Here is a 13821-nt window from a genome sequence, read left to right on the forward strand (position 1 = left end):
CCTGCTGGGTATGTCACTTTTCGGCACTATTCGTCACCATCGGTGACGCCGCCCCAGCCGGCGCCGCCGATCCCGACCAGAGCCGGAGGCCCCGTCGGTGTCGACAACCGGGAACGGCGGCGGGGGAGCGCGGCGGGCAGGCACTGCGGGAGGCGCCGCCGCCCGCGCCCGACTGCGCCGCGTCGCCCCTGCGGCCGCCCCGCAGCCGCCGTCCGGCCGTCGGCGCGGCGGACAGGCCGCCCCCGGGACCGGGCAGCCCGTCCAGCCGGCGCCGACCCTCGCCGTTCCCGAGTCCGGCGTCCAGCCGGGTCTGCGCAGCCGTCCCAGCCGTCCCTTCCCCGGCGGGCCGGCCGACGCCGGTCCCGGCCTCGGCGCGCCGCCCGGGGGCAGCCTGCTGGACATGCTCAAGGTCGCCATCGCGATCCTGGACACCTCGGGCCGGGTGGTGCTGTGGAGCCCGGCCGCCGAGGAACTGCTCGGCTGGCCGAGCGAGCTGCTGGTCGGCCGCCGGATCGACGAGCTGATCCCGGACCAGGAGCAGGTCGCCCGGATCCGGGCCGCGATCCAGGACACCCTGCGCAACGGCCGCTGGGCGGGTCACGCCGACCTGCGCGACCGGGACGGCCGGCCGGTCGCCGTGGACGCCCGGATCTCCCTCCTGGCGGACGGCGACGGCACCCCGTTCCTCCAGGTCAACCTGGCGGAGGCGGCCGCCGTCCGGGCCGTCGAGCGGGACCTCGCGGTGCGCGACGCGCTGTTCGAGCAGTCCCCGCTCGGCATCGCCATCCTGGACGGCGACCTGCGCTACACCGCCGTCAACCAGACCCTGGCCGAGATGAACGGCGTCGCCCTGGAGGACCACGTCGGCCGCACCACCGGCGAGACCCTGCCCGAGCGGGCCGCCGACGAGATCACCGCGATCCAGCGCCAGGTGCTGGCCACCGGCGAGCCGGTCATCGACGTCACCCTCGCCTCCCCGGTCACCACCCGGCCCGGCTACCGCTCGATCTCGTACAGCCGGATGACCGACCGCTCCGGCCGGGTGCTCGGCATCTCCGGCACGGTGATGGACGTGACCGAGCGTTACCGGGCGGTGGCCAAGGTCGAGCACGCCCGCCGCCGACTCTCGCTGCTCAACGAGTTCGGCTCCCGGGTCGGCGACCTGCTGGACGCCGCCCGGATCGCCCAGGAACTCGCCGGCTCCGTCGTCCCCCGGCTCACCGACCACTCCGCGGTGATCCTGCTCCAGGCCGTCGCCCACGGCGACGACCTGCCCCGGCACGGCCACGACCGGCGCACCTCGCTGCTCCAGCTCGGCACCGCCTCCGTCCAGGACGGCCCCGAGGTGGAGGTGATGCTCCGGCGCGGTGCCCGGATCACCTTCGCCGAGGACTCCGCCTGCGGCCGGGTGCTGCGCACCGGCGTGCCCGAGGTGCTCTCCGGCGCCGACCAGCTGGACGACGTCACCTACCCCGGCGACCCCAAGATGCAGGCCGCCCACGACCTGGGCGTGCACTCGATGCTGGTCGTCCCGCTGCGTGCCCGCGGCATCGTGATCGGCCTGCTGCTGGTCAGCCGGGCCGGCTACCGCGAGGGCTTCGACCGCGACGACCTCGCCTTCACCGTCGAACTCGCCGACCGGGCCGGCAGCTCGCTGGACAACGCCCGGCTGTACGCGCGCGAGCGCACCGCCGCGCTCACCCTCCAGCGCACCCTGCTCCCGCAGCAGGTCCCCCAGCCCACCGGCGTCGAGGTCGCCTACCGCTACGTGCCCGGCAGCAGCGGCACCGAGGTCGGCGGCGACTGGTTCGACGTGATCCCACTGCCCGGCGACCGTACGGCGCTGGTGGTCGGCGACGTGATGGGCCACGGCCTGCGGGCCGCCGCCACCATGGGCCGGCTGCGCACCGCCGTACGGGTCCTGGCCGCCCTCGACCTGCCGCCCGACGTCCTGCTGCGGCACGTCCACGAGCTGGCCGACGACCTCGCCCAGGGCCCGGACGAGGCGCTGCTCGCCACCTGCGTCTACGCCGTCTTCGACCCGGGCACGGCGAAGCTGACGGTGGCCAAGGCCGGGCACATCCCGCCGGTGCTGGTGGCGCCGGGCGAGGAGACAGGGGAACCGACCCGCACCGGAGGCCCGCTGCCCGGCGGCACCGGCCGGATCCTCGACCTGCCCTCCGGTGCCCCGCTCGGCGTGGGCGGAGTTCCGTTCGAATCCGTCGAACTGAAGATCCCCGAGGGCAGCCTGCTCGCGCTGTGCACCGACGGCCTGGTGGAGTCCCGGGACAAGGACCTCGACGTCGGCCTCGGCCGGCTGATCACCGTGCTCCAGGAGCCGCACGCCTCGATCCAGGCCGCCTGTGAGGCGGTGCTCGACACCATGGAACAGGGCCGCGAGCCGGACGACGTCGCCCTGCTGCTGGCCCGGCTCGGGCACGGTCAAGCCGGCACCCCGACGGCCGGCTGGACGCTGCCCGCCGAGCCCACCGCCGTCTCCCGGGCCCGCCGGCTGGTCCGCTCGGCGCTCACCGAGTGGGGCGTCGAGGACCTCACCGACACCGCCGAGCTGCTGGTCAGCGAGCTGGTCACGAACGCCGTCCGGTACGCCAGCGCCCCGATCGGGGTCCGGCTGACGCTCGGTGAGACGCTGCTGGCCGAGATCTCCGACCCGCTGCCGGACCCGCCCCGGGAGCGCCACGCGGCCGAGGCCGACGAGGGCGGCCGGGGCCTGGAGCTGGTCCACCGGCTGGCACTGCACTGGGGCGCCCGGGCCGAGGGGATCGGCAAGGTGGTCTGGTTCGAGCTCACGCTGCCGGGTAGCGAGTAGCGACGCGAGTAGAGCCGCAGGAGAACCGTGCCGCATATGCCATCCGGCGCTCAGGGGGAGCGCGCGCTCCGGAAGGGGGCGCGGGCGTGGCATTGTGGTTGCGCGAGCGGTAGGACAAAAACCTTCGCCCGATCTGATGTTGTGATGTTGAGGGCGTGTGAACGTACCCCTCGATGATGAATACTCGGTCTTCTCGACATCCGGACGGTCGCGGGTTGGAGGGGTCGGTCCGTTGAACAGCACACCGGCGCGGAACGCGCCGAGCAGCAGCGGTCATGCCGCTGTACCCGGGCAGGCCGGTTCCCCGCACCTGCCCGCACCGGCGGCCGCGCCGGGCACCGGGCCCGCGGGGCCGGCCCGCGGTGCCCACCCCGACGCGGGGGCCAGGCCGTGGGGCGCCGGGGACCCGGGCTCGATCTACGACTACATCCGGGTCGCCACCTTCGCGATCGGCCCCGACGGGCGGATCAGCCAGTGGAGCGAGCGGGCCGCCGAGTTCTTCGGCGTACCCGCCGCGGAGGCCGTCGGCGCCGACCCGATCACCACCTTCGTCCCCCGCGAACTCTGGCAGCGCGGCCGCACCCGGCTGGAGCGCACCCTGGCCGGCGAGGAGTGGGTCGGCACCACCCCCTACCGGGACGCCGGCGGCGGCGAGGGCCTCGCCGAGCTCTACCTGATGCCCGACAGCGCCCTGCCCACCGCGGGCGCCACCTGCCTGGCGGTCGACCTCGGCCGACTGCGCCGGATCGAGACCGACCTCGCCGCCTCCGAGGCCGTCTTCGGACAGACGCCCACCGGCTTCGTGCTCTTCGACGACCGGCTGCGGCTCCAGCGGGTCAACGACTCCTTCGCCTCCGGCATGGGACTCGTCCCCACCGACCTGGAGGGCCTCACCCCGCACGACCTCTTCCCGCCGTCCGAGGCCGACCGGCTCACCGCCGCCCTGCGCAAGGTCCTCGCCACCGGCGAACCCGTCTTCGACCTGCGCTTCCACGGCGTCGTCCCGACCCGTGAGGGCAACCGGCTGTGGGCCGTCTCGCTGTACCGGCTCAACGGCACGGCCGGGCAGCCGATGGGCGTGGCCGGGCAGGTCTCCGACGTCACCAGCCGGCACGTCGCCGAGCGCGAGGCCGACGGCGTGCGCCGCAACCTCGCCCTGCTCAACGAGGCCAGCGCCCACATCGGCTCCACCCTCGACCTGGAGACCACCGCCAAGGAACTGCTCGACGTCGTCGTCCCGCCGTTCTGCGACCTCGCCACCGTCGACCTGTACACCGCGCTGCTCTCCGGCGAGACCGTCCCCAGCGCCGGCCGGCTCGGCGACACCGTGCTCACCGACGGCAGCGGCGAACTGCGCCGGGTCGCCGTCTCCAGCGTGATCGGCGGCGCCTCCTCGGTGCTCGGCTCGGTCACCGGCCTGCCGATCGCCGAGGCCGGCGGCACCCTCTGTTACCCGCGCCGCTCGCCGCACGCCCGGGCGCTGCGCACCGGCCGCAGCGTCGTCCCCGAGCCCGGCCGCGACCCGCTGCTGCGCTCCACCCTGATCGTCCCGCTGGTCGCCCGCGACCAGGTGCTCGGCCTGGTCCAGCTCTCCCGGGCGATCGGCAGCGAGCCCTTCGACGCCCGCGACGTGGCGATCGCCGAGGAACTGGTGGCCCGCGCCGCCGTCTGCATCGACAACGCCCGGCTCTACCGCCGCGAGCACGAGCGGGCGCTGATCCTCCAGCGCAGCCTGCTGCCCCCCGGCAACCCGGCCGCCAGCGGCCTGGAGATCGCCTGCCGCTACCTGCCCAGCAACAACAACACCGAGGTCGGCGGCGACTGGTTCGACGTCATCCCGCTGCCCGGCAACCGCACCGCGCTGGTCATCGGCGACGTGATGGGCCGCGGTCTGCGCGCCGCCGTCGCCATGGGCCAGCTGCGCACCGCGGTACGGACCCTGGCGATGCTCGACCTCGACCCGGCCGAGGTGCTCGGCGCGCTGGACGAGATCGCCCGCGGCCTCGGCGACGACTCCGTCCCGGCCGGCCCGCCCACCCCGTACGGCCGGCTCACCTCGACGGCCGACGAGGAGGCCCGCGAGGTCTACCTGGCCACCTGCGTCTACGCCGTCTACGACGCCGTCACCCGCCGCTGCGTGTTCGCCAACGCCGGCCACCTGCCGCCCGTCCTGCTCAGCCCGGGCGAGCCCGCCCGGATGCTCGACGTGCCGCCCGGCCTGCCGCTCGGCGTCGGCGGCGAGCCCTTCGAGGAGGTCGAGCTGACCCTCCCGGACGGCGCCGTGCTCGGCCTCTACACCGACGGCCTGGTGGAGAGCCGCAAGCACCAGCTCGACGAGGGCCTGCGGGCCTTCCGGGCCGCGCTCGCCGACCGCGGCAAGGGGCTGGAGGACCTCTGCGACCACGTCCTCGGCGAGCTGGACCCGCACCACGGCGAGGACGACATCGCGCTGCTGATGGCCAAGGTGCACGCGTTCCCCGAGGACGCCGTCGGCAACTGGTTCCTGCCGCCCGAGCCCACCTCCGTCGCCAAGGCGCGTGAGCTGGCCTGCAGCTGGCTGCTCGCCCGGGGCCTGGAGGAGCTGGTCGACACCACCGAGCTGCTGGTCAGCGAGCTGGTCACGAACGCGCTCAAGCACGGGCGGGGCGAGATCCGGCTGCGGCTGCTGCGCGAGCGCAGCATGGTCTGCGAGGTCTGGGACGACGGCTACGCCCAGCCCCGGCAGCGGCGCGCCCAGGAGACCGACGAGGGCGGGCGCGGCCTGCAGCTGGTCAGCCTGCTGGCCGAGCGCTGGGGCAGCCGGCGCACGCCCAAGGGCAAGATCGTCTGGTTCGAGCTGGCGCTGTAGCCCGCGATCGCGACCTGGGCCGTCCGGGTGCAGTAGCCCGGTGGCCCGCCGTGTCGGCGGAGCCCCGGTCGGGCGGGCGGCTTCCATGGCCGCCATGCGCGTTCGCCAGCTCATCGCCGCAGCCGTCGCGCTGCTGCTCGCCGCCGGTCTCGGCGGCTGCTCCGACGGCCCGGACCCGGTCCGCGGTCCCGAGCCAGCCCCGGCCCCAGCCGACCCCACCGTCACCACCGGGGACCTCCGGCCTTCCGACCGGGACGCCGTCCAGAACGGCGGCACGCTGCGCTGGGCGCTGGACGGCGTCCCGGCCACGCTGAACGTCTACCAGCGCGGGGCGAGCGCCGACTCGACGCTGCTCGCGCACGCGCTGTACCCCTCGCTGTTCCGGCCCGACGGGCACGGCCGGCTCGTCCCCGACCCGGACTACCTGGCCGGCGCCGAGTCCACCCCACCCGGGCAGCAGCCCCAGGTGGTCACCTACCGGCTGAACCCGCGCGCGGTGTGGAGCGACGGCACCCCGCTGTCGGCCGCCGACCTGGCCGCCCAGCAGGCCGCCCTGTCCGGGCTGGACCCGGCCTACCAGGGCAGCCGGGTGGTCGGCTACGACGCCATCGAGACGATCACCCAGGGCGCCGACCCGCACGAGGTCAAGGTGACCTTCCGGCGGCCGTACGGCGAGTGGCGCGCGCTGTTCGGGCCGCTCTACCCGGCCGCCGAGACGGCCGGGCCGACCGCCTTCAACCGGATGCTGACCGGCACCGGCCACCTGAGCGCCGGGCCGTACGCCGTCACCCGGTACGACGCCGCCGGCGGGCGGGTCACCCTGGAAGCCAACCCGCTCTGGTGGGGGGACCTGCCGAAGAGCGATCGGATCGACTTCCTGGCCACGCCGCCCGAGCGGCGGCTGGACGCGCTGGACCAGAACCGGCTGGACGTCGCCCCGATCACCGTGGCGGTGGACCGGGCGGTGCCGCCCGCGCCCACGGCCAGTGCCTCGGCGGCCGCCGCCCCTCAGGCCGCGCCGCCAACCGCGCAGCCGGCCGCGCCGCCCGCCGCCGCGCCCGAGGCCGCCGCGCTGGCGCTGCGGCGGGCCGAGTCGCTGCCCGGGATCACCGTGCGCCGGGCGGCGGCCGCCTCGCTCACCCAGCTCACCCTCAACGCCACCCGCGGCCCGCTCACCGACCCGGCGGTCCGGCGGGCCGTGGCCCGGGCGGTCGACCGGCGCCGGATCGCCGACGCCGCGCTCGGCCCGCTCGGGCTGCCCGGGGCCCCGCTCGGCAGCCACCTGCTCGCCGGGGACCAGGAGGGCTACCGCGACGACAGCGGCTCCGTCGGACCGGCTGACGCCGCGCAGCTGCTGGACCAGGCCGGCTGGAAGCGGTCGGGCGGCGGCACCCGGACCAAGAAGGGCGAGGAGCTTGCCCTCACCCTGTTCGTCCCGGCCGGCTCGGCGACCGCCCAGCGCACCGCCGACGCGCTCACCGCCGACCTCGCCGAGTCCGGCATCGCGGTGAAGCCGCGGACCGCGCCCGCGGAGACCTTCGTCCAGGACCACCTGGCCGTCGGGGACTACGACCTCGCGCTGTTCTCCTGGCCGGTCGGCCCCAGCCCGGCCGCCGAGCAGCGCGCCGCGTACGCCAAGCCCCGGCCGGATGCCGACGGCACGCTCGCCGCGGACGGCAACTACGGCCGCAGCGGCACCGATGAGATCGACCGGCTGTTCGACCGGGCGGCCGCCGAACTCGACCCGGCGGCCCGGCTGGACCTGCTCCAGGAGGCGGACGTGCGGATCTGGCAGCTCGGCCACTCCGTCCCGCTGTACCAGCGGCCGGAGCTGGTCGCGGTGCGGACCGGAGTGGCCGGGGCCGGGCCGGTCGGGTTCGGGTGGCCGCGCTTCCAGGACGTGGGTTGGACCCTCCGGGAACCCGTCACGGAGTGAAACGGGCGTGACCCGGCTGTGATCTTGGTCCCGCCCGACCTGCTCGTTTCCGCCCCCTTGGGCGCTTCCCCGTACCATAGGGAAAAGCCGAGGCATGTCCAGATGCCCGGCGGGTGGACCGGTAGTAGCAGGCGGAACGGGTGACGGCGGCCGAGGGCCGCAAGTGCGCGTCTCGCGGCCGGGCCCGCCGTAACCCACGATTCCGGGAGAATCCGCTAGGCATGCCCACGCGCAACGACATCCGTAACGTCGCCATCGTCGCCCACGTCGACCACGGCAAGACCACGCTGGTCGACGCCATGCTGAAGCAGGCCGGCGCCTTCGCCGCCCACCAGCACCTCGACGACCGCATGATGGACTCGAACGACCTGGAGCGCGAGAAGGGCATCACCATTCTCGCGAAGAACACCGCGGTCAAGTACCACCCGAAGGACGGTGGCGCGCCGATCACCATCAACATCATCGACACCCCGGGCCACGCCGACTTCGGTGGCGAGGTCGAGCGCGGTCTGTCGATGGTGGACGCGGTCGTCCTGCTGGTCGACGCCTCCGAGGGCCCACTGCCGCAGACCCGCTTCGTGCTGCGCAAGGCGCTCTCCGCCCGGCTGCCCGTCATCCTGTGCATCAACAAGACCGACCGTCCGGACTCCCGGATCGACGAGGTCATCAACGAGACCTACGACCTGTTCCTCGACCTGGACGCGGACGAGGACCAGATCGAGTTCCCGATCGTCTACGCCTGCGCCCGTGACGGCGTCGCCTCGCTGACCAAGCCGGAGAACGGCACCGTTCCCGCGGACAGCACCAACCTGGAGCCGTTCTTCTCCACCCTGCTGGAGCACGTCCCGGCTCCCAGCTACGACGAGGACGCGCCGCTCCAGGCCCACGTCACCAACCTGGACGCCGACAACTTCCTCGGCCGCATCGCGCTGCTGCGCGTCGAGCAGGGCGAGCTGCGCAAGGGCCAGACCGTGGCCTGGATCAAGCGCGACGGCTCGATCCAGAACGTCCGCATCTCCGAGCTGCTGATGACCGAGGCGCTCACCCGCAAGCCGGCCGAGGTGGCGGGCCCCGGTGACATCTGCGCCGTCGCCGGCATCTCCGACATCATGATCGGCGAGACCCTGGCCGACCCGGAGAACCCGGTCGCGCTGCCGCTGATCACGGTGGACGAGCCGGCCATCTCGATGACCATCGGCACCAACACCTCCCCGCTGGTCGGCCGCGGCGGCAGCGGCAAGGGCGCGGACGCCAAGTCCGGCGCCAAGGTGGACCGCAAGGTCACCGCCCGCCAGGTGAAGGACCGCCTGGACCGCGAGCTGATCGGCAACGTCTCGCTGCGCGTGCTGGACACCGAGCGCCCGGACGCCTGGGAGGTGCAGGGCCGCGGTGAGCTGGCGCTGGCCATCCTGATCGAGACCATGCGCCGCGAGGGCTTCGAGCTGACCGTCGGCAAGCCGCAGGTGGTCACCAAGGAGGTCAACGGCAAGACCCACGAGCCGGTCGAGCGCCTCACCGTGGACGTGCCGGAGGAGCACATGGGTGCCGTCACCCAGCTCATGGGCGTCCGCAAGGGCCGGATGGACAACATGTCCAACCACGGCTCGGGCTGGGTCCGGATGGAGTTCGTCGTGCCGTCCCGCGGCCTGATCGGCTTCCGCACCGAGTTCCTCACCAGCACCCGCGGCACCGGCATCGCCCACTCGATCCACGAGGGCCACGAGCCGTGGTTCGGCACCCTGACCACCCGCAACAACGGCTCGCTGGTCGCCGACCGGGCCGGCGTGGTCACCGCCTTCGCGATGACCAACCTCCAGGAGCGCGGCGTGCTCTTCTGCGAGCCGGGCACCGAGGTGTACGAGGGCATGATCGTCGGTGAGAACTCGCGCTCCGACGACATGGACGTGAACATCACCAAGGAGAAGAAGCTCACCAACATGCGGTCCTCGACCGCAGACGTCGCCGAGTCGATCGTCCCGCCGCGCAAGCTCTCGCTGGAGCAGTCGCTGGAGTTCTGCCGCGAGGACGAGTGCATCGAGGTGACCCCGGAGACGGTTCGCATCCGTAAGGTCGTGCTGGACCAGAAGGACCGCGGACGCACCGCCTCGCGCGCCAAGAAGGCGTGATCCGGACGGCTTGATCGGCCTTTGGCCGGAATGCTTCGCCCCCCTTTCCGATGGAGAGGGGGGCGAACTTTTTCAACTACTCCAAGTTGTCGGGGCCGCTATTAACGGAATAGCGCTCATCACATCGGGGTGTCCGCTGAGCGGACGTGACAGTTCGTCATCCGTGACGACTGTCCGTTTGGTGCCTGTCTGGCTATGTCTCAAATGTCCGGTTTTCGAAACTTACCGACTGTTCATGTGACCTAATTGAGATCGTCACTGGTCACTTTCGTGTCCGTGCGTGACGGATAGTGGAGCCAGTCAGGCTCGGGTCAAGGGTGAACGCGCAGGGGTGCGCGCCGAAACCACGAGCGCGGACGGCATTGCGGGCCCGGTGACAACCGTTCCGTGGTGCCCTCCTCGTCGTAACGTCGAATTCAGGAGGCACACCGATGCGTGGTGTGAGCCAGGCCAAGTGGGTTGTCGCAGCTGTCGCTGTCGCGCTCGCCGCGACTGCTTGTAGCAGTGGTGGCAGCAGCGACTCCTCCGGCGGGAGCTCGAACAGCGCCGCGGTCGACCCGAGCGGCACCTTCAGCTTCCAGAGCGCCGAGCCGCAGCGTCCGCTGCAGCCCGCCAACGCGATGGAGAACCAGGGCGGCCGCATCGTCAAGCAGCTCTTCACGGGCCTGGTCGACTACGACCCCGCGACCGGTGCGCTGCGCAACCAGGTGGCCGACAAGATCGAGACCACCGACGCCAAGAACTACACCGTCACGCTGAAGTCCGGCTGGACCTTCCACGACGGCACCCCGGTCACCTCCAAGTCCTTCGTGGACTCCTGGAACTGGTCCGCCAACCCGGCCAACAACCAGATCAACTCCGACTGGTTCTCGGACATCGTCGGTTACGACGCCGTCCACCCGGACAAGGGCGACCCGACCGCCAAGGAGATGTCCGGCCTCAAGGTCGTCGACGACACCCACTTCACCATCGAACTGACGCAGCCCGTCTCGTACTTCACGTACAAGCTCGGCTACTCGGCCTTCTTCCCGCTCCCCACCGGGTTCTTCGCGGACCCGAAGGGCTACGGCGAGAAGCCGGTCGGCAACGGCCCCTACCAGTTCGTCTCGTGGGAGCACAACAAGGCCATCACCCTGAAGGCCTACGACAAGTACCAGGGCACCAACAAGGCGAAGAACGGCGGAATCGTCTTCCGCGCCTACACCTCGCCCGAGGCCGCGTACAAGGACCTGATGTCCGACACCCTGGACGTCCTGGACCAGGTCGACTCGACCGACCTGCCGAAGTACAAGGACGACCTGGGCAGCCGCGCGATCGACCAGGCCCAGGGCGCCATCCAGAACATCTCCTTCGCGCTGTACAACGCGGAGTGGAGCGGCCAGGACAAGGCCAAGGTCCGTCAGGGCCTGTCGATGGCGATCGACCGCGACACCATCACCAAGACGGTGCTGAACAACAGCCGTCAGCCCGCCGACTCGTTCGTGGCGCCGGGCGTCATGGGCTACAAGGCCGGCACCTGCGGCGACGCCTGCAAGTACGACCCGGCCAAGGCCAAGCAGCTCATCACCGACGGTGGCGGCGTTCCGGGCAACAAGATCACCATCCTCTACAACTCCGACGGCGGTCACAAGGAGTGGGTGGACGCGGTCTGCAACTCGATCCGCCAGGCCACCGGCGTCGAGTGCCTCGGCGACCCGAAGCCGGACTTCAAGACCTCGCGTGACATCGTCACCAAGAAGCAGGTCCCGAGCATGATGCGTACCGGCTGGGTGCAGGACTACCCGCTGAACGCCAACTTCCTGCGTGACGTCTACGGCACCGGTGCCGCCGCGAACGACGCCGGCTACTCCAGCCCCGAGTTCGACAACCTGGCCAAGCAGGCGGACGCCGCCACCACGGTCGAGAAGACCGCGGAGCTCTACCAGCAGGCCGAGGCCGTTCTGGCCAAGGACATGCCGGCGATCCCGCTCTGGTACTACAAGACCAACTCCGGCTACTCCAAGAACGTCCAGAACGTGAAGTTCAACTCCTTCGGCGACCCGGTCTACACCGACGTCGAGGTCAAGAAGAAGTAATCGGTCGGCACCGCCTGACCCGGTGACAGCGGCCGGTGCCCGTCCATCCCCACAAGGGCGAGGACTGGCACCGGCCGTTGGCACGCCGACTTATCTCTTGCCGGGTTGACGGGCCCGGCAGAGCCATACATGGAGGCACGATGGGGCGCTTTGTCGCAAGGCGACTGCTCCAGATGATCCCGGTGTTCCTCGGAACGACCGCACTCATCTTTTTCATGGTGCACTTGCTGCCCGGTGACCCGCTGGCAGCGCTGTGGGGCGACAAGGCGCCGGACCCGGTGCAGCTCGCCGCGCTGAAGCACCAGCAGCACCTGGACGAGCCGCTGGTCAAGCAGTACCTCGACTACATGGGGGGCCTGCTCACCGGCGACTTCGGCAAGGCACTGGACGGACGTCCGGTGCTCGACAAGATCACCGAGGCCCTGCCGGTGACGGTCCGGCTGGCGCTGTTCGCGTTCGCCATCGAGATCGTGCTCGGCATCGGCATCGGCCTGTTCGCCGGTCTGCGCCGCGGCAAGATCTTCGACAAGGGTGCGCTGATCTTCACCCTGCTGCTGATCTCGATCCCGGTCCCGGTGCTCGGCTTCATCTTCCAGACGGTCTTCGGGCAGAACCTGAAGTGGGTCACCCCGACCGTCCAGGACAGCAACGACATCACCCAGCTGGTGCTGCCGGCGCTCGTGCTCGGCTCGCTGTCGCTGGCTTACGTCGCGCGCCTCACCCGTACCTCCATCGCCGAGAACATCAAGGCCGACTACGTCCGCACCGCGGTGGCCAAGGGCCTGCCGCGCCGGAAGGTCATCGGCACCCACCTGCTGCGCAACTCGCTGATCCCGGTGGTCACCTTCCTCGGCACCGACCTCGGGGCCCTGATGGGCGGCGCGATCGTCACCGAGGGCATCTTCAACGTCCAGGGTGTCGGCCACGCGCTCTACCAAGCGATCAACATGAAGGAGGGCGCGACCGTCTCCGGCTTCGTCGCCTTCCTCGTGATCGTCTACCTGGCCGCCGGCCTGATCGTCGACCTGCTTTACGCGGTCCTGGACCCGAGGATCCGTTATGCCTGACCTGACCAAGACCGCCGAGGAACTCCCGGCCCAGGCCGCCGTCGCGGCAGCCGCCAAGCCCGAGAAGGCCCGCAGCCTCGGCTCGGACGCCTGGCACGACCTGCGCCGCAAGCCGATCTTCGTGATCTCGGCGCTGCTCATCGTGCTGCTGATCGTCATCGCGATCGCCCCGGGCCTGTTCACCTCGGTGGACCCGCGGGCCGGCGACCTTCGCCTGCACTACCTGTCGAAGCCGAACTACAGCCACTTCTTCGAGCCGGACTGGTTCGGTTACGACCTCCAGGGCCGCAGCATCTACGCCCGGACCGTCTACGGCGCCCGCGCCTCGGTCGTGGTCGGCATCTGCGTCACCCTCGGCGTGACCATCCTCGGCGGCATCGCCGGCATGGTCGCCGGCTACTTCGGCGGCTGGGTCGACACGATCATCTCCCGCATCACCGACATCTTCTTCGGCATCCCGCTGCTGCTCGGCTCGCTGGTGATCCTCAACGCCTTCACCTCGCGCACCGTCTGGAGCGTGGTCTTCGCCCTGGTCGCCCTGGGCTGGACCCAGATGACCCGTGTCATGCGCGGCTCGGTGATCACGGTCAAGCAGTCCGACTTCGTGACCGCGGCCAAGGCGCTCGGTGCCGGCACCAGCCGGATCATGTTCAAGCACATCCTGCCGAACGCGATCGCCCCGGTGATCGTCGTCGCCACCATCGCCCTGGGCGGCTACATCGCCACCGAGGCGACGCTGAGCTTCCTCGGCATCGGTCTGCAGGACCCGACCATCTCCTGGGGCATCGACATCAACTCGGCCCAGAAGGTGATCCGCACGGCGCCGTTCGCGCTGTTCTTCCCGGCAGGCATGCTGAGCATCACCGTGCTGGCCTTCATCATGCTCGGCGACGCGGTGCGCGACGCCCTCGACCCGAAGCTCCGCTGAGAGAAGAGGTG

The 13821-nt window shown here is 71.6% G+C and carries 7 protein-coding genes; all 7 read left to right on the forward strand.

The features are described 5' to 3' along the window. Positions 1–97: 97 nt before the first annotated feature. The 7 genes from ACH4J0_RS28550 (at position 98) to ACH4J0_RS28580 (ending at position 13810) form a co-directional block, all read left to right on the forward strand. The gene (locus ACH4J0_RS28550) at positions 98–2830 is read left to right on the forward strand and encodes a SpoIIE family protein phosphatase (RefSeq protein WP_396243486.1); all 2733 of its coding nucleotides are present in this window, start codon (positions 98–100) and stop codon (positions 2828–2830) included. 232 nt (positions 2831–3062) lie between these two features. Next, the gene (locus ACH4J0_RS28555) at positions 3063–5678 is read left to right on the forward strand and encodes a SpoIIE family protein phosphatase (RefSeq protein WP_396243488.1); all 2616 of its coding nucleotides are present in this window, start codon (positions 3063–3065) and stop codon (positions 5676–5678) included. Positions 5679–5772: 94 nt separating this feature from the next. Continuing rightward, the gene (locus ACH4J0_RS28560) at positions 5773–7614 is read left to right on the forward strand and encodes an ABC transporter family substrate-binding protein (protein ID WP_396243489.1); all 1842 of its coding nucleotides are present in this window, start codon (positions 5773–5775) and stop codon (positions 7612–7614) included. Between the two features lie 221 nt (positions 7615–7835). Beyond that, positions 7836–9740: a translational GTPase TypA gene (gene typA, locus ACH4J0_RS28565; RefSeq protein ID WP_396243490.1), complete on the forward strand. Its 1905-nt coding sequence runs from the start codon at positions 7836–7838 to the stop codon at positions 9738–9740. Positions 9741–10171: 431 nt separating this feature from the next. Then, a complete protein-coding gene (locus ACH4J0_RS28570) occupies positions 10172–11815 on the forward strand; it encodes an ABC transporter substrate-binding protein (protein ID WP_396243492.1) in 1644 nt (547 codons plus the stop codon). Positions 11816–11955: 140 nt separating this feature from the next. After that, on the forward strand, positions 11956–12882 hold the full coding sequence (locus ACH4J0_RS28575) for an ABC transporter permease (protein WP_396243494.1): 927 nt from the start codon (positions 11956–11958) through the stop codon (positions 12880–12882). Continuing rightward, entirely contained in the window at positions 12875–13810 is a 936-nt protein-coding gene (locus tag ACH4J0_RS28580; RefSeq protein WP_396243495.1) for an ABC transporter permease, read from the forward strand. Before ACH4J0_RS28575 ends, ACH4J0_RS28580 begins: the two co-directional genes overlap by 8 nt. Positions 13811–13821 lie beyond the last annotated feature (11 nt).

Origin of the sequence: Kitasatospora sp. NPDC017646, assembly GCF_044329365.1 — a bacterium.
GTDB lineage: Bacteria > Actinomycetota > Actinomycetes > Streptomycetales > Streptomycetaceae > Kitasatospora.

What these genes read in the sequence shown, in the direction of transcription:
- ACH4J0_RS28560 (WP_396243489.1), top strand. Translation starts at nt 5,773, where the DNA reads ATGCGCGTTCGCCAGCTCATCGCCGCAGCCGTCGCGCTGCTGCTCGCC.
- typA (WP_396243490.1), top strand. Translation starts at nt 7,836, where the DNA reads ATGCCCACGCGCAACGACATCCGTAACGTCGCCATCGTCGCCCACGTC.
- ACH4J0_RS28570 (WP_396243492.1), top strand. Translation starts at nt 10,172, where the DNA reads ATGCGTGGTGTGAGCCAGGCCAAGTGGGTTGTCGCAGCTGTCGCTGTC.
- ACH4J0_RS28575 (WP_396243494.1), top strand. Translation starts at nt 11,956, where the DNA reads ATGGGGCGCTTTGTCGCAAGGCGACTGCTCCAGATGATCCCGGTGTTC.
- ACH4J0_RS28580 (WP_396243495.1), top strand. Translation starts at nt 12,875, where the DNA reads ATGCCTGACCTGACCAAGACCGCCGAGGAACTCCCGGCCCAGGCCGCC.